Origin of the sequence: Duganella hordei (assembly GCF_040369125.1) — a bacterium.
Classification (GTDB): Bacteria; Pseudomonadota; Gammaproteobacteria; order Burkholderiales; family Burkholderiaceae_D; genus Rugamonas; species Rugamonas hordei.
The window spans coordinates 529,541-545,390 of sequence record NZ_BPWI01000003.1; the positions used below are offsets into that span (position 1 = coordinate 529,541).

Sequence of the window (15,850 nt, forward strand, 5' to 3'; positions counted from 1 at the left end):
CCAAAGTTAACCCTTGACGCCGGTGCCGGCCACCGAGGCGACAAACTGCCGCTGGAAAGCCAGGAACACCGCCAGCACGGGTAGAGTAATCACCGATGCGTAGGCCATGATCTGGCCCCACGAATTGGTGCGTCCGAAGAACTGCTGTATGCCCGGCTGCACCGGCCGGAACGCCTGGCCCTGGATCACCATGATCGGCCACAGGTACTGGTTCCAAGCGGAGATGAACAGGACGATGGCGGCGGTGGCGATCACCGGGCCGCTGTTGGGCATGATGATCCTGGCGTAGACGGTCCATGGGCCCGCGCCGTCCATCTTGGCCGCTTCGTCCAGCTCCGGTGGAATGTCGCGGAAGAACTGGTAGAACAGGAATACGCAGAAGGCGTTGGCCAGGAACGGGATCACCTGCACGTGCAGGCTGTTGAACCAGCCGGTGTGCATCACCAGCTGGCCGTGCTCGAAGCCCGGCCACGGCAGCCGCGCCACCAGCGACAGCAACGGGATCGCGATCACCTCGAACGGCACGATCACCATCGCCACCACCAAGGCCAGCACCACTTGCCGTCCGCGCCAGCGCATGCGGGCGATCGAGAAGGCCAGCATGCTGTTGACGAGGATGCCGCCAACCACGATCAGCGCGGCGATCAGCGTGGAGTTGAGCAGGAACGATGGCAGCTCGCTCTTCTCGAACACCGCGCTGTAATTGCGCATCGACCAGTCGGACGAGGGCAGGTAGGCGGACCAGCTATCGAGGTTGGCGAAGATCGCGGCATCGTTCTTGAACGACGAAATAAACATGAACAGCAGCGGCGCGATGAACACGATGCCGATCGCGCTCATGGCGAGGAACAGCGCTGCGTCGCGCAAGTTCCTGCGCCAGCCGGGGTGGCGTAATGCCGGATTCATTTGGACTCTCCTTTCGATACCAGCATCCGCTGCAGCATCGACAGCACCAGCACGATGACGAAGAACACCAGCGTAATAGTCGAGCCGTAGCCGACATCCTGCTCCTTGAAGCCGCTGCGCACCGCATGATAGACAACAGTCGACGTCGAATCCAACGGACCGCCAGAGGTCATCACGTCGACCTGCGTGAACAGGCCGAAGGCCAGCAAGGTTGTCGACACCAGCACGAAGATGATGGTGTTGCGCAGGCCCGGCAAGGTGACGTGCACGAAGCGCTGCCAGGCATTGGCGCCCATCAGCGTGGCCGCCTCGTACAACTCGGGCGAGATCGACTGCAGGCCGGCCAGGAACACCAGCATCTGGAAGCCCGCGCCCTGCCAGGCGGACATCAGCGCGATGGCCGGCAAGGCGTAGTGGCTGTCGCCCAGCCAGTCCGGGCCGGCATTGGGGTCATGCAGCAGACCGCGCAGGAGCTCGTTGAGCATGCCGCGGTCAGTATTGAGCATGAAAGCCCACACGATCGACGCCACCACCATGGAGGTGACGACCGGCGCGAAATACACGGTACGGAAGAAGATCCGGCCGCGCATCTTCTGATTGACCAGCAGCGCAAGACCAAGCGCGGCGCCGCATTGCAACGGCAGTACGAGAGCGGCGAACAGGAAGGTGTTGAGCAACGAACGGTAGAACAGCGGATCGCTGGCAGCCAGCACAATGCGGGAGCCACCGGCGTCGAGATGGAAAGCTTCGCGGTAGCCCTCTAGTTCCGGATGCTGCTTGCGCACTTGGCGCCAGGTCGGATAACGCGCCTCCGCTCCATCCTCTTCGCGCACCACCTCGCCACGCGCGTCGCGCACCGGTTCGACCACGACCAGGTCCAGCGCCAGCAGCCGCCGGTAGTTATCGAGGCCGATGTATTGCGTCGGCTCCGGCGACATCAGACGGTGGTTGGTCAGCGTTGCACCGGCGGCGAGCAGCATCGGCAGCGCCACGAACAGCAGGAACAGCAGCAGCGCCGGGGACGCAAACAGCGCCACCGAGAACGGGCCGTCCTGGCCAAGTGTGCGTTTCATAAGCCGCCTCCGATTTTGGGCGCGGTAAAACCGTAGCCGTTGTTGCGCGAGATATTGTGTTCCATCGCCTCGACCGCCTCGTCCAGCGCCTCGGCGGCGTCCTTGCCGCTGCGGATGTCGGCCATGGCTTTCTCGAAGACCGACGACAGCGCCGGGTAGGCCGGGCTGGCAGGCCGCGCCACCGCGTAGCGCTTGGCGAATTCAAAATAGACGCGCCAGTCGCCGTCGGGCCGGTAGTGCTCCGTCAGCGCCGCACCCTCGACGCTGACCGGCACCAGGCCGGTGGCGCGCGAAGCGGCCGCGATTTCCTGGGGGGAGATCAGATGCGCGAGAAAAGCCGCCGCCCCCTCCGGCTGCGGGCAACTGCGCGTGATACCCCATTGCCAGGAGGCGGCGCCGATCTTCGGCCCTTGACCGAAATCGGGCGGCGGCATCGCCACCAGGTCGTCGCCGAAACGCTCGCTGTACTCGCGCGCCTTCCACGAACCGGTGTAGTGGAACAGCGAGCGACCCTGCTCGAACGCCTTGTCGTCGGCGGGATGGCGTTCAACCAGCTTGTCCTTGAACAGGCGGCCGTAGTAGCGGCCGACGCTGACAGCCGCCTCGCTATTGAGCACGCCGTCGACGCGCACATAGCTGGCGCGGTCGATCAGGTCCGTTCCCGCGCTCTGCAGCCACGGCGAGAACGCATAGCTGTACCATTCGCCCTTGAAGCCGCCGTTCAGGTCCAGCGGAAAACGGAAACGGCCGCTGCGCTTTGCCTGCGCCAGGATGTCATGGAATTCAGCCGCCGTGTAGGGCTGCGCCATCGTCGCCACGCGCACGCCGAGCGCGGCCAGCTGCGAGCGGCGCGCAAACAGCGCCAGCACCACGTCCAGCTGGCCGACACTGTACAGCTGTCCCTTGTAGGTGCCGCGCCCGCCTTCCAGCAGCCGGGCCACGGCATCGGCCGGCAGCAGCGCGTCCAGCGGGCGCACATGGCCGGTCCAGGCGAAGTTGGGCACGGTCGGCTGGTCCATCGCGATGATGCACGGCAGCTGGCCGACCATCGACGCGGCGGTGATGGACTCGGTGTAAGAGCCCTGGGGAATCGCCTCGACCGTGACCTTCCAGCGCGACTGCGAACGGTTGAAGCGCTCGACCGCCGCCCTGCCCGCCGTCATTTCCAGGTCGCCGGTGTCGTGGCGCCACAGCCGGATCTCTACCGGCGCCGCCAGCACCGGCGCGGCCAGCATCGCCAGCAAGGCCGGCATGATGATCGATGCGCGCTTCATCGCATGGCCTTCGTGGCGGAAGGCGCCGCAACCGTGCCGCGCATCACCGGCAGGCACGGCACCCGGATGGTGCCGGCGGGTGCGTCGCCCGGCTCCAGCACATAGCGCCCGGACAGCTCGCCGATCTCGCGGTATGGCAGCGCCACCGTGGTCAGGCCGGGATCGAGCGCTTCGGAAATCAGCCGGAAATCGTCGAAGCCGACGACGGAAACATCGGCCGGCACCCGCAAGCCACGCCGCTGCAGGATGAAGATCACGCGCATCGCCATCTTGTCGTTGCCGCACAGGATGGCGGTCGGGCGCTTGGCGCCGGAGAACAGCCGCTCGACCGCCCCGGACAAGTGCGAGAACTCATCGGCCTCGCCCGCCTCGGCACCATGGATCACCCATTCCGCTTGCGGGGTCACGCCGTGTTCGCGCATCGCCCGGTGAAAACCGCGCAGGCGCAGATCGGTCGCCACCATGCCGGGGATCAGCTGCAGGAAAGCGATCTTGCGGTGGCCTTCCTGCAGCACGATCTGCGCCGCCGCGTAGCCGCCGCCTTCGTCGTCGGGGACCACCTGCATGTAGCGGCCGGGCGTTTCGAAGCAGTTGGCCAGCGCGGTGGGCGTGCTGCCCAGCAGCGGCTCCACCGCCACCTCGCGGTGGAACGGCGTTGCGAACAGGATGGCCTCGACGCGCCGTTCGCGCATGTCCGCCACCAGGCGGCTGGCGACGTCGGCATGGCCGCCGGTCTCGCCGATCAGCAGCACCTTGCCCATCTGCTCGCACACCTGCTGGATGCCCTTGATGATCTCGGAGGAATCAGGCGTCGTGGTCAGCTTCTCGGCGATGACCGCCACCAGCCCGGTCGGCCTGCCGCGCAGCATGCGCGCCGCCGCCGACGGCGTGAATTCAAGCGTGCGCATCGCCTGCTCGATACGTTTGCGGGTCTTTTCGGACACCTCGGTGCCGCCGTTGAGCACGCGCGACACTGTCTTGATCGACACGCCAGCCTTCTCGGCCACATCATGAATCGTTGCCACACTGTCTCCTCACACTGTTTTCTTATGTTGGCAAGCGCGGAGCACCAGAAATGTCCAACGTTGTCATTTTTTGAAATGATAGGCAGTATGGATGGTTCCGTCAACCAAAAAATACAACGGGCTGTTCGTTTGCTGGCAGGATTGTCCCGGTCAGATTGACCCGCCCTACATACCCTCGCGAACGCCGCGCCCCTATCGTAAGACCCCTCGCCCCCCGTTCCTTTAGGTCCTCATGAATCTGTTTTAGCGTGCGCCGTTGCTGGCGTGTCCGCGCTGCTTCAGTCTTTAGTAGTGCGGAAAGCTGAAACGCGTATTTGTGGATGGCGCGAGTGGAACGCCGTTCGGCGTATGCCGGCTCTATGGCTTCTGAGCGCGGATAGCGTCGGACGGTGTTTCTGGAGATGCCCAAACGCCTGGCAATCTCTCTCAATGGAACCTTGTCACGAATGTGCCAGCGTCGAATAGTGCCTAGTAGTGCCACGTCGATCACTCCAATTCCCCACTCAATGTCGTGAGTAGGATTGTGTCTTATACGTGGGTCAGTTCGGTTTGCAAATTATGCGATGAAATGGCTCAGATTTCGCTGCAAATCGACATCATGCTGGCGTATTCCGGTTTTGACATTGCTAAACGGATATACCGTGCGCCGAATGTCAACGGCTTTACAGGCAGTATTGCAACCTGAAACATCAGCGGTCTGGGAGAAGACATCCGGCTACACCTCCCAGTCTGTCGAACGGACCTCAGTCCTTAGCCGTTTTCGCGGCTACGCTACAGGCGGCGCGGCGGGGCCGTGGTGCTGCCTTCACGTAAGGCCACTGGCACCACGATGCCGCGCTTGTGCCCGCCATCGATGAGTATCTCGGCAAGGTCGATCGCCTCCATCGCAACGCGCTCGATGTCCTGGACCACCGTGCTCAGGTCGTAGGGCATGCCTGGCAAACCGTCGAAACCGACCACTGACACGTCGGCCGGCACTCGCAGGCCCAGGTCATGCAGCGCGCCGATGGCGCCCACAGCCATATCGTCACTGGCGCAGAACAGTGCCGTGAAGCGCAGCCCCCCCTCCCATGCACGGCGTACGCAACGGTAACCGTCTAGTACCTCGAAGCGGCCCTCTAGCTCGAACTGCGGACGCGGGCGGATGCCGGCTGCGGCCATGGCCTCGCGATAGCCCGCGCGCCGGTCCAGGTCCGACTGCTGACCGCCTGGCCCGCCAACATAGGCGATCTCGCGGTGACCCAACGCCAGCAGGTGGGCGGTGGCCACGCGTCCGCCATAGACGTCGTCGGGAACCACGAAAGCGGTGTCAGGCTGGTGGCCCAACACGACGGCAGGCACGCCCCGCCGCGCCAACAATGCCAGGCGCTCGTGCACCTCGATGGTGCTATGCAATAGCACCGCATCCGGCAGACGGGCGTAACTGTCGAGCGGTTCGTTCATTTCGATGAAGCGGGTGCCGCGCTCGCTGGTCACTTGCACCAGGGCGCGCCAGAATAGCGCGAAATATGGCCGGATGGCTCCCGCGCTGAGCGAGATGCCGATGCTGTGACGGGAACGCTTGCTCAACTCTTGCGCCGTCGGGTCGGGCGTGTAGCCCGCCTCGTCCATTGCCGCCAGAATACGCTTGCGCGTTTCCTCGGCCATGCGGCCCTTGCCGTTCATGGCGCGACTGACCGTCCCCTTGGACAGTCCCAGATTCAGCGCCAGCTGATCCAATGTCATCTTCAATTGACTCTTCTCCCCTGCGGCGCCGCCAAAGCGGTCCGCCTTGTTAATACCGCATCATACCGTCAATCGCGCGGCACGCGCCGGCCACATGGCAACGACGCGATACGGCTTTGCATGCCGCCCCTTTTCATGCAAAACGCAACATGGTGCGGCGCAGCGACAAGAATGGTTGCTTTTAGCCGCAATCACGGTTCATAATTCAGTCATTGCGCAACCGGTTGCTCACAAATGAGCAACCGGTTTATCATATACCACTAGTCATAAATGGAGCGTTCATGAAACATCTCAGGATCCTTGGTCGTGCTTTCCTCGGCCGCAATACGCAGGCCAGTTCGCTTGCGTCGATCTAAATGCCTCCTCCTTTGCCGGCAGACATGGACGCCAGCCGGTTTTTTTACATGCAGTTCTGGATCGTCAACAAGCGATCGTCGGCCGTGATGCGGCCAGGGAAAATCACAATGAAGAAATACCTTGCCATCGCCCTGCTCATGCTCTGTTCGGCCGTCCGGGCCAATGGGCAGGACGAATGGACCATTGTCGCGCCCACCGTCGATCCGGCCCACTATCATGGCGTCACCGTGGCCAACGGCATGATCGGCCTTGTGTCCTCGCCCGAGCCGATGAAGATCAAGGATGTGGTCTTGAACGGCGCGTTCGACACCTATGGCCGCGGCCGGGTTGACAATATCCTGAAGGGCTTCAACTTCATGAACCTTGCTCTGGAGGTCGATGGCCAACGCGCCGACGCCGCCAGCGTGAAGGGCTTACGTCAAACGCTCGACATGAAACGGGCCTTGCTGATCACCGAATTCGACCTCAAGGCGGTCCACGTCAAGCACACCATCGCCGCCCTGCGCCAACTGCCCTACACGGCACTGGCCGTGGTGGAGCTCACGGCGCGGCGCGACAGCACCGTTACCCCGTCAGCCGCGATCGAGTCGCCCGACCTGCTGCGCGACGTCAAGAATCTGTACGCGCAAATCGACCGCCCTCACACGCGCATTCCCCTCATGAGTTCGGTGGGCAAGAGTCCCTCTGGCAAGCTCACTGTCGCCGCTGCCGTCAGCTTCATCTTCGAGGGCGGCGAGCCGCCTGTCCTGGTGCATGAAGACCTGGACTACAACAACCATGTGACCAAGTTCACCCAAGCCCTCAAGGCCGGCGCCACGCTGCGCTTCTCGGTTGTCGGTTCGACGCTCACATCGGCCCATCTGGCCGATCCGCATAACGAAACCGAGCGGCTGACCGTGTACGCCGCGCTCGAGGGCCGCGAACGGCTGATGGCAGCCCACCTTAAGGCATGGGAAGCCCTGTGGAGCAGCGACATCGTCATCGACGGCGACCCGGCCGCCCAGCGCGACATGCGCTTTGCGCTCTATCATCTGTATTCGTTCGCGCGCGAAGGCACGGCGTTCAGCCTGTCGCCGATGGGGCTCTCGGGCTTGGGCTACAACGGCCACGTATTCTGGGATGCCGAGCTGTGGATGCTGCCGCCGCTGCTGGCCCTCAAGCCAGAGCTGGCCAGGTCGATGCTCGAATATCGCTTCGAACGCCTTGGCGCGGCACGTCAGAATGCACGCAGCCACGGCTTCAAGGGGGTCATGTTTCCGTGGGAATCGGCCAGCGAAGGCCAGGAGGCGACGCCGGTATGGGCGCTGACCGGGCCGTTCCAGCAACACATCACCGCCTGCGTCGGCTGGGCCTTCTGGAAATACTACCAGGTCACCCAGGACCCGCAATGGCTGCGCGAGCGCGCCTATCCGGTACTGAAGGAGGTGGCCGATTTCTGGGTCAGCCGGGTCGAGCGCAAGGGGCCGGGCCACTACGAGATCAACAACGTCATCGGCGCCAACGAATGGCAGGAAAACGTCGACAACAACGCCTTCACCAACGGCATGGCGATCACCGTGCTGCGCAACGCCGCCCAGGCCGCGCGCACGCTCGGCATCGCGCCCAACCCCGACTGGGAGCTGGTGGCCGCCAACATCCCGATCCTGCAGTTCGCCGACGGCACCACGCGTGAAAACGCCAGCTACGACGGGGTGCAGATCAAGCAGGCCGACGTCAATCTGCTGGCCTATCCGCTCGACATAGTCAACGACAAGGCGCGCATCGCGCAAGACCTGGCCTACTACGCGCCACGCCTGGCGCCCAGCGGACCGGCGATGGGCCAATCGATCGTCGCCACCTTGTACGCCCGCCTCGGCAAAGCCGAGCTGGCATACACCACGTTCCAGAACAGTTACCAGCCGCTGCGCGCCGCGCCGTTCGGCGTGCTGGAAGAGTACGCGGGGGCCAACAATCCGTATTTCGCCACGGGCGCAGGCGGCACCCTGCAGACCGTGCTGTTCGGGTTCGGCGGCTTGCATATCGGCGACCAGGGCATCGAACAGCGCAAGACCGCCCTGCCCAAGCGCTGGAAGAAACTGGAAATACGCGGTGTTGGCGTCAATCAAGCCACCTTTACATCGCCCTGATCAATCTGGAGAGCCGAATGAAGAATAATGTCCTTGTCGCCGCGGTATTGCTCTCGCTGTCTTATGTCGGCGTGCAGCCGGTCCTTGCCGGTACGCAACCCTTGTCAGTCCGTACGAAGACTGTCAGCGTCTACACTACCGCGCCGGACACCGGCAAGCGCCTGTCGCGAACCGACGTCCTGACCTTGGGCTCCGCGCGGCAACCGATCGAATCCGAAGTATCCATCTATGTGAATCCGGCTAAGCGCTTTCAGACACTGCTCGGCATCGGCGGGGCCATCACCGACGCCAGCGCGGAGGTGTTTGGCGCATTGAGCCCGGCCGTGCAGGAGGAGTTGGTGCGGGCCTATTTCGACAAGGAGCAAGGGATCGGCTACAGCCTGGTACGTACGACCATCCACAGCTCCGACTTCAGCAGCGCCAGCTACACCTATATCGACGAAGGCGACAAGTCCCTGTCGAGCTTCACGCTGGCGCATGACCGTCAGTTCCGCATCCCGCTCATCAAGAAGGCGCTCGCCAGCGCCGGCAAGTTGACCGTGTTCGCCAGCCCGTGGAGCGCGCCCGCGTTCATGAAGAGCAATCGGGACATGCTGCAGGGAGGCAAGCTGTTGCCGGAGTACCGCGACGCCTGGGCGCGCTATTTCGTCCAATTCATCAAGGCCTACCAGGCCGAAGGCATCCCCATCTGGGGGATCACGGTCCAGAACGAGCCGATGGCGACACAGCGCTGGGAATCGATGATTTTCACGGCCGAGGAAGAGCGCGACTTCCTGAAAGAGCACCTGGGCCCCGTCATGCACAAGGCCGGACTGGCCGACAAGAAAATTGTGGTGTGGGACCACAACCGCGACTTGATGGCGCACCGCGCCAGCATCATCTTTGATGATCCGCAGGCGGCCAAGTATGCCTGGGGCATGGGCTTTCACTGGTATGAAGCGATGGGCGGCAAGGAGGCGATGTACAAGAACGTGCAAGGCGTACATGAGGCGTATCCGGACAAGCAGCTCTTGCTGACCGAGGCGACGGTGGAAGAATTCAAGCCGGAGCGGCTGCAATACTGGCCCAACGCCGAGCGCTATGGCAAATCCATGATCAACGATTTCAACAGCGGCGCGGCCGGCTGGACCGACTGGAACATCCTGCTCGATGATCGCGGTGGCCCAAACCATGTCGACAATTTCTGTTTCGCGCCGATCCACGCCGATTCCAAGAGCGGTGCGTTGATCTATACGCCCTCGTACTTCTACATCGGCCATTTTGCGAAATTCATCCGTCCGCAGGCACGCCGGGTCAGCGCCACGAGCAGCCAGGGCGTGCTGCTGACCACGGCCTTCCTCAATCCGGACAAGACCCTGGCGACCGTCGTCATGAACCAGGGGGACAAGGACATTGACTACACCTTCCTGGTGGACTCGGTGTCAACCAAGGTAACGATACCTGCGCACGCGATTCAGACCTTGGTGTATTGAGGCGACAAGCAGTTCGACATTTCTTTAGTAGCAAGCAACAAGAGCACCACCCTAGTTCTTTACACCAGCCGGAGACATATAACAATGAAAAATCCTAACAAGCCAAGCCGCGACCAATCCCTTCAGCCCCGCAGCACATTCATGCTCACACCCATTGCCGCGGCTTGTTCTGCGTTGCTTTTGACCAGCGCCGCCTATGCGCAGCAGGCCGAGCCAGCGCAGATCGTGGTCGTGAGCGGCATTCGCGGGAGTATTGAAAGTTCCATATCCGCCAAGAAAAACTCCGATTCCATCACGGAAGTCATTACTGCGGAAGATATCGGCAAGCTGCCCGACGTCAGCATTGCCGAGTCACTTGCGCGCTTGCCTGGCTTGGCGGGCCAGCGCGTGGGAGGTCGCGCGCAGGTGATCTCAATCCGCGGCATGTCGCCCGACTTTGCCGGTACCCTGCTCAACGGTCGCGAACAAGTGAGCAGCGGCGACAACCGCGGCGTTGAGTTCGACCAGTTTCCTTCCGAGCTGATCAACCGCGCGACCGTTTACAAGACGCCTGACGCTGCCCTGGTCGGTCAGGGGCTATCCGGAACGATCGATATGGGCACGATACGCCCGCTCGATCTGCGCGAACGCACGGTGGTTCTGAATGCACGCGCAGAAGATAACTCGCAGGGCAAGCTCAATGCCAATACCAGTAACAAGGGCGTTCGCCTCAGTGCGTCGTATGTGGACCAGTTTGCCGACCGTCACGTGGGTGTGGCGGTGGGCTTTGCGCACCTCGACTCTCCCGGCCAGGAAAAGCACTTCCAGGCGTGGGGATTCAGTCAAAACGATTCGTATTGCAAAGATCACATGGCGGATGGATGCAGCCCGCTCAAGGGTCTGCCAGCCGACGCCACCTACCTTTCCGGCTTCGAAGTCGAGGCGATATCGAGAAACCAAGTGCGCGATGGCTTGATGGGTGTATTGGAGTACAGGCCAAGCAGGGATTTCCACAGCACGCTCGACATGTACTACTCGAAGTTCAAGCAGGAACAATCGATGCGCGGCCTGATGGGGGGGAGTTTCGGCAATGGCTGGGGTGGCAACGCGGGGTCGACGTACAGCAATGTCGGGTTGACGCCGATGGGAACTGGTCAACTGGTCACTTCGTCGACGTTCAATACCTTCGCGCCTATGGTTGGTCGGAATGATTGGAACACGCGCGACGACGTGTTGAAGTCGATCGGCTGGAATACCAAGGCCAAGCTCGCCGACAAATGGACCGGCGTCGCCGATCTCAGCTATTCAAGCGCTACCCGCCAGGAAAATGTCATCGAGACTTACGGTTCACCCATTCCAGGGCTGGGCACGTTCCAGACCACGATTCCCGCGGGCGCCGGATTTCCCTCCTTAGTACCTAGTTTGAATTACGCCGATGCGACGCAATACAAGCTGAGCGATCCGGGTGGCTGGGGGCAAGATGGTTCGTGGAGGAAGCCAAAGATGAAAGACGAATTGAAATCGCTGCGCCTGGAAGCCAAGCGGACCATGGAGGGCATGTTCAGCAGCGTCGACTTCGGTGTCAACTACTCGACTCGCGAGAAAGATCGCGAAATGAATTCGTTTAAAACCAACCTCAAGAACGGGCGTACGCCCGTGTTGGTGCCGACCGGACTGCTGCAGTCGCCCACCTCGCTGGGGTTTGCCGGGATCCCGGGTGTGGTCGCCTATGATGTGATGGGGGCGCTGAACGCCGCTTACGACGTCGTGCCTACCGATCAGAACCAGATCGTCGATCGCAACTACGAGATCAAGGAGAAGGTCACTACCACCTATGCGAAGTTGGGGATCGATACCGAGCTCGGATCAGTGCCGGTGCGCGGCAACGTTGGGGTGCAACTGGTACACACCGATCAAAGCTCGCACGGTTTCTCCAGTCTCGGCGGCGTGATCTCGGACACCACCCGTGGCGCCACCTACAACAATGCACTGCCGAGTTTGAACCTGAACTTTGAACTCCCGAGCGATGCCTTTATTCGCGCGGGCGCGGCCAAGACGATGGCCCGTGCGCGCATGGATGACCTGCGTGCCGGCAACACCGTCACCATCGACCCGACCTCGGCACTGCACGCGTGGAGCGGTAGTGGTGGCAACCCTGACTTGAAGCCATGGCTGGCGAATTCCTTCGATCTGTCGTTCGAAAAGTATTTCGGCAAGCGTAGCTATATTGCTACGGCGGTCTTCTACAAGAAGCTGCTTAACTACATCTACAACAAATCGGTCGCGTACGACTTCAGCGGTATCCCAAATCCGACAACCTTGGCGCCGGTCTCCAACATTGGCCTCTTCAACACGCCGGTGAATGGTCAAGGCGGCACGGTCAAGGGGCTCGAATTGAGTGGCGCGCTGGACGCCGGCCTGCTAACGACCGCGCTTGATGGTTTCGGCATACAGGCGAGTGCCACATTCAACGAGTCCAACATCCATCCCGATGGCCCAGATGCGCCGACCAAGCTGCCCGGATTGTCCGGCACAGTCGCGAACGTCACCGCTTACTACGAAAAGGCCGGCTTCTCGGCGCGGATTAGCGAGCGCTACCGCTCGGCCTTCCGTGGAGAAATCAACGGCCTGTTCAACACGCGCGCATTTTCGGAGATCGCGGCAGAGAAGCAAACAGACCTTCAAATTGGCTATGAGTTCAATGACGGCACGCTCAAGGGCCTGTCGATCCTGTTACAGGTCAACAATGTAACGAACTCGCCGTATGCCACGCTGAACGGGAAGCTGAACGGGGTCCTCGCTCCACTGGAATACAGCACGTACGGCCGTCAGTACTTGCTTGGCGCGAACTACAAGTTCTAACACGGCACACGCCGTTCGCACCGCCTGTCGGCTCCTGGCCGACAGGCGGTGATTTCAATTTCGCCTGAGGCAGGACATGGAATCAACACACATCCGCAATATCGTGATCGTCGGCGGCGGGACTGCAGGTTGGATGGCCGCCTCTACCCTGTCCAAATTATTGCAAAAAAAGTACACGATTCGCTTGATCGAATCGGACGACATTTCAACGGTCGGCGTGGGTGAATCGACGATACCGATGATCAAACTATTCAATCATGTACTCGGCATCGATGAGGACGAGTTCATGCGCGAAACCATGGCCACCTTCAAGCTCGGCATCGAGTTTGTCGACTGGGGCCAGATCGGCGACCGCTACATGCACAGCTTCGGCAAGTTCGGCCAGGATTTGTGGCCAGTCGATTTCTCACAGTACTGGCTGAAAATGCACCAGGCGGGCCGGGCCCCGGATATCGGCCGTTATTCGATTAACCAGATGGCGGCGCGCGGCTCCAAATTCATGCGCGCCACTAACGAACAACCCAACTCGCCGTTGGCTGACATCGCATACGCCTTTCACATCGACGCCGGCCTCTATGCCAGGTATTTGCGCCGCTATAGTGAGGCGCATGGCGTGATCCGTACCGAAGGCAAGGTCGTCGACGTGATTGTTCGCGATGGCGATGGTCACGTCGATACGCTAGTGATGGAAAGCGGCGAACGCATCGGCGGCGACTTGTTTATCGACTGCTCGGGCTTCCGTGGCCTATTGATCGAACAGGCACTGAAAACCGGATTTGAAGATTGGAGTCACTGGCTGCCTTGCGATCGCGCCTATGCCGTGCCATGCGAACCGGCCAAGGACTTGCTGCCGTACACGCGAGCAAGCGCACGCCCGGCCGGGTGGCAATGGCGCATCGGTTTGCAGCACCGCACAGGCAATGGGCACGTGTTCTGCGGAAAATTCATGAGTGATGACGAAGCGGCAGCGATCCTGCTCGCGAACCTCGACGGCAAACCACTGACGGATCCGAAGTTGCTGCGCTTCACCACCGGCAAACGTAAGCGCACCTGGAACAAGAACGTCATAGCCTTGGGGCTGTCGAGCGGTTTCATGGAACCGCTTGAGTCGACCAGTATTCACTTGATCCAATCAACGCTCGCGCGCCTGATCACGTTTTTCCCGGACGGTGGCCTGCACCCTGCCGATATCGATGAATTCAATCGCCAGTGCGATTTCGAGACAGAGCGCATCCGCGACTTCCTGATCCTGCACTACAAGGCGACCGAACGCACCGATACGCCGTTCTGGGACTATTGCCGCACGATGGATATCCCGGACACACTGCGCCACAAGATCGACTTGTTCCGTACGCACGGCCGCATCGTCCGCGACAATATGGAGCTATTCGCCGAAGTGGGCTGGCTCCAGGTCTTGCATGGGCAGCGCATCCGTCCCGAATCCTATCACCCGCTGGTGGACTTGCTCAGCGAGGAAAAAATCCAGCGCCACCTTGACCACGTGGGGGCGGTGATCAGCGCCTGCGTGAAGATAATGCCTTCGCATGCCAGCTTCATCGCCGGCCATTGCGCCGTCCCCCGCTGATGCCCGCCAAGTCCAGTCGTCGACGTTCAGGAACCTTACGACATCGATTCGCGCGCCCATCGCGGCGCTAGCGGCGGGCGAGCACACTTATCCCTTCGCCCTGCCCGTCTCAGACGCGTGCTTGCTCGTCGGTGTACATGGCGGCATACTTCACGCCGAAGAACAGAATGAAGATATAGCATGCGGCCGGCACGAAGAACGACCATTGCAGGCCGATCGTGTCGGCCAGCAGGCCTTGGGCGAAAGGCACGATGGCGCCGCCGACAATCGCCATGCACAGCACGCCCGAGCCGGGGCCGGTGAGCTTCCCCAGCTTGTTGAGCGCCATGCTGAAGATGGTGGGGAACATGATCGAATTGCACAGGCCCACGGCGATGAGTGACCACATCGCCAGCGAACCGTGGCTGAAGATGGCGCACAGTATCAGCGCGATCGCGCAAAGAGCGTTGAAGGCGAGCGTCTTGCCGGGGCTGACGAAACGCATCACCGCGAAACCGATGAAGCGTCCGACCATCGCGCCTCCCCAATAGAAGCTGACATAGCGCGCGGCGTCGGCCGGTGCCAATCTGGCCACATGGCTGTCACCGAGAAAACTGATCAGAAAACTGCCGATACTGACCTCGCCGCCAACGTACAGGAAAATCGCGATCGCGCCTAGCACCAGGTGGCGATGCGCCAGCACCGAGCCTTGGGCGACCGCCGGGCCGGCCGCATCGTCCTTGTAATCGATGTTGGGCAAACGCGCGACGGCGAACAGCACCGCCAGCGTCAACAACGCCAGCGCCAGCGCCAGATACGGCCCCTGGACGGTGGCCGCCTCGGCGGCGCGGTAGCTCGACTGTGCGCCCGCTGGCAGCGCGGCCAGTTCGGCGGCCGTCATCACTGTGGCCGACAGGATCAGCATGCCGCCCAGCGCCGGCGCCACCGTGGTGCCGAGTGAATTGAAGGCCTGCGTCAGCGTCAGCCGGCTCGACGCGGTCTTCGCCGCACCCAGCACCGTGACATAGGGATTGGCCGCCACCTGCAAGATCGTGATGCCGCCGGCCAGCACGAAAAAGGCCATCAGGAACATGGCGTATCCGCTGGTGGCGGCGGGGAAAAACATGGCGCAGCCGCCGGCGGCGATGAGCAGCCCGACGACGGCGCCCTTCTGGTAGCCGATCCGCTTGATCAGCATGCCGGCCGGCAGCGAGACCATGAAATAGGCGCCGAAGAAGCAGAACTGCACCAGCATCGCCTGCACGTAACTGAGCGAATAGACCGCCTTCAGGTGCGGGATCAACACGTCATTGAGCGAGGTTAGCAAGCCCCACATGAAAAACAGGATCGTGACAATGATCAGCGGTCCGGTATTTGATACGCCGGTGCCGGGAATGCCAGATGCCATCGGGCGTGACGATGCTAGGGGTTCCATGGTGTCTCCTTGAATAATTGGTGTTAGTAACGCGCGCGGCACGGCCACCCAA

Annotated in this window: 10 protein-coding genes; 4 read left to right on the top strand and 6 right to left on the bottom strand. The window is 61.7% G+C overall.

The window, feature by feature from the left end; all coding sequences use genetic code 11:
• Nucleotides 1-6: 6 nt before the first annotated feature.
• From ABWW33_RS10495 to ABWW33_RS10520, 5 genes are all read right to left on the bottom strand, one after another.
• On the bottom strand, nucleotides 7-906 hold the full coding sequence (locus ABWW33_RS10495; RefSeq protein WP_353401337.1) for a carbohydrate ABC transporter permease: 900 nt from the start codon (nucleotides 904-906) through the stop codon (nucleotides 7-9).
• A complete protein-coding gene (locus ABWW33_RS10500) occupies nucleotides 903-1,979 on the bottom strand; it encodes a carbohydrate ABC transporter permease (RefSeq protein ID WP_353401339.1) in 1,077 nt (358 codons plus the stop codon). The genes ABWW33_RS10495 and ABWW33_RS10500 overlap by 4 nt, the downstream gene beginning before the upstream one ends.
• Nucleotides 1,976-3,310 (bottom strand): sugar ABC transporter substrate-binding protein, encoded by a 1,335-nt coding sequence (locus ABWW33_RS10505; RefSeq protein ID WP_353401341.1) that lies wholly within the window; start codon nucleotides 3,308-3,310, stop codon nucleotides 1,976-1,978. The genes ABWW33_RS10500 and ABWW33_RS10505 overlap by 4 nt, the downstream gene beginning before the upstream one ends.
• On the bottom strand, nucleotides 3,250-4,278 hold the full coding sequence (locus tag ABWW33_RS10510) for a LacI family DNA-binding transcriptional regulator (RefSeq protein WP_353401343.1): 1,029 nt from the start codon (nucleotides 4,276-4,278) through the stop codon (nucleotides 3,250-3,252). The genes ABWW33_RS10505 and ABWW33_RS10510 overlap by 61 nt, the downstream gene beginning before the upstream one ends.
• A gap of 771 nt (nucleotides 4,279-5,049) precedes the next feature.
• On the bottom strand, nucleotides 5,050-6,003 hold the full coding sequence (locus ABWW33_RS10520) for a LacI family DNA-binding transcriptional regulator (protein ID WP_353401432.1): 954 nt from the start codon (nucleotides 6,001-6,003) through the stop codon (nucleotides 5,050-5,052).
• A 464-nt stretch (nucleotides 6,004-6,467) separates the two neighbouring features.
• On the opposite strand from ABWW33_RS10520, the gene ABWW33_RS10525 reads away from it, so the two are divergent.
• The 4 genes from ABWW33_RS10525 (at nucleotide 6,468) to ABWW33_RS10540 (ending at nucleotide 14,384) form a co-directional block, all read left to right on the top strand.
• On the top strand, nucleotides 6,468-8,486 hold the full coding sequence (locus ABWW33_RS10525; RefSeq protein WP_353401345.1) for a kojibiose hydrolase: 2,019 nt from the start codon (nucleotides 6,468-6,470) through the stop codon (nucleotides 8,484-8,486).
• A gap of 17 nt (nucleotides 8,487-8,503) precedes the next feature.
• Nucleotides 8,504-9,958 (top strand): glycoside hydrolase family 30 protein, encoded by a 1,455-nt coding sequence (locus ABWW33_RS10530; RefSeq protein ID WP_353401347.1) that lies wholly within the window; start codon nucleotides 8,504-8,506, stop codon nucleotides 9,956-9,958.
• An 84-nt stretch (nucleotides 9,959-10,042) separates the two neighbouring features.
• Nucleotides 10,043-12,799: a TonB-dependent receptor gene (locus ABWW33_RS10535; RefSeq protein WP_353401349.1), complete on the top strand. Its 2,757-nt coding sequence runs from the start codon at nucleotides 10,043-10,045 to the stop codon at nucleotides 12,797-12,799.
• Nucleotides 12,800-12,875: 76 nt separating this feature from the next.
• Entirely contained in the window at nucleotides 12,876-14,384 is a 1,509-nt protein-coding gene (locus ABWW33_RS10540) for a tryptophan halogenase family protein (RefSeq protein WP_353401351.1), read from the top strand.
• A 109-nt stretch (nucleotides 14,385-14,493) separates the two neighbouring features.
• Here ABWW33_RS10540 and ABWW33_RS10545 read toward each other — a convergent pair whose 3' ends face one another.
• A complete protein-coding gene (locus ABWW33_RS10545) occupies nucleotides 14,494-15,798 on the bottom strand; it encodes a sugar MFS transporter (protein WP_444550989.1) in 1,305 nt (434 codons plus the stop codon).
• Nucleotides 15,799-15,850 lie beyond the last annotated feature (52 nt).

What these genes read in the sequence shown, in the direction of transcription:
- ABWW33_RS10530 (WP_353401347.1), top strand. Translation starts at nt 8,504, where the DNA reads ATGAAGAATAATGTCCTTGTCGCCGCGGTATTGCTCTCGCTGTCTTAT.
- ABWW33_RS10545 (WP_444550989.1), bottom strand. Translation starts at nt 15,798, where the DNA reads ATGGAACCCCTAGCATCGTCACGCCCGATGGCATCTGGCATTCCCGGC.
- ABWW33_RS10500 (WP_353401339.1), bottom strand. Translation starts at nt 1,979, where the DNA reads ATGAAACGCACACTTGGCCAGGACGGCCCGTTCTCGGTGGCGCTGTTT.
- ABWW33_RS10520 (WP_353401432.1), bottom strand. Translation starts at nt 6,003, where the DNA reads ATGACATTGGATCAGCTGGCGCTGAATCTGGGACTGTCCAAGGGGACG.
- ABWW33_RS10535 (WP_353401349.1), top strand. Translation starts at nt 10,043, where the DNA reads ATGAAAAATCCTAACAAGCCAAGCCGCGACCAATCCCTTCAGCCCCGC.
- ABWW33_RS10495 (WP_353401337.1), bottom strand. Translation starts at nt 906, where the DNA reads ATGAATCCGGCATTACGCCACCCCGGCTGGCGCAGGAACTTGCGCGAC.
- ABWW33_RS10525 (WP_353401345.1), top strand. Translation starts at nt 6,468, where the DNA reads ATGAAGAAATACCTTGCCATCGCCCTGCTCATGCTCTGTTCGGCCGTC.
- ABWW33_RS10540 (WP_353401351.1), top strand. Translation starts at nt 12,876, where the DNA reads ATGGAATCAACACACATCCGCAATATCGTGATCGTCGGCGGCGGGACT.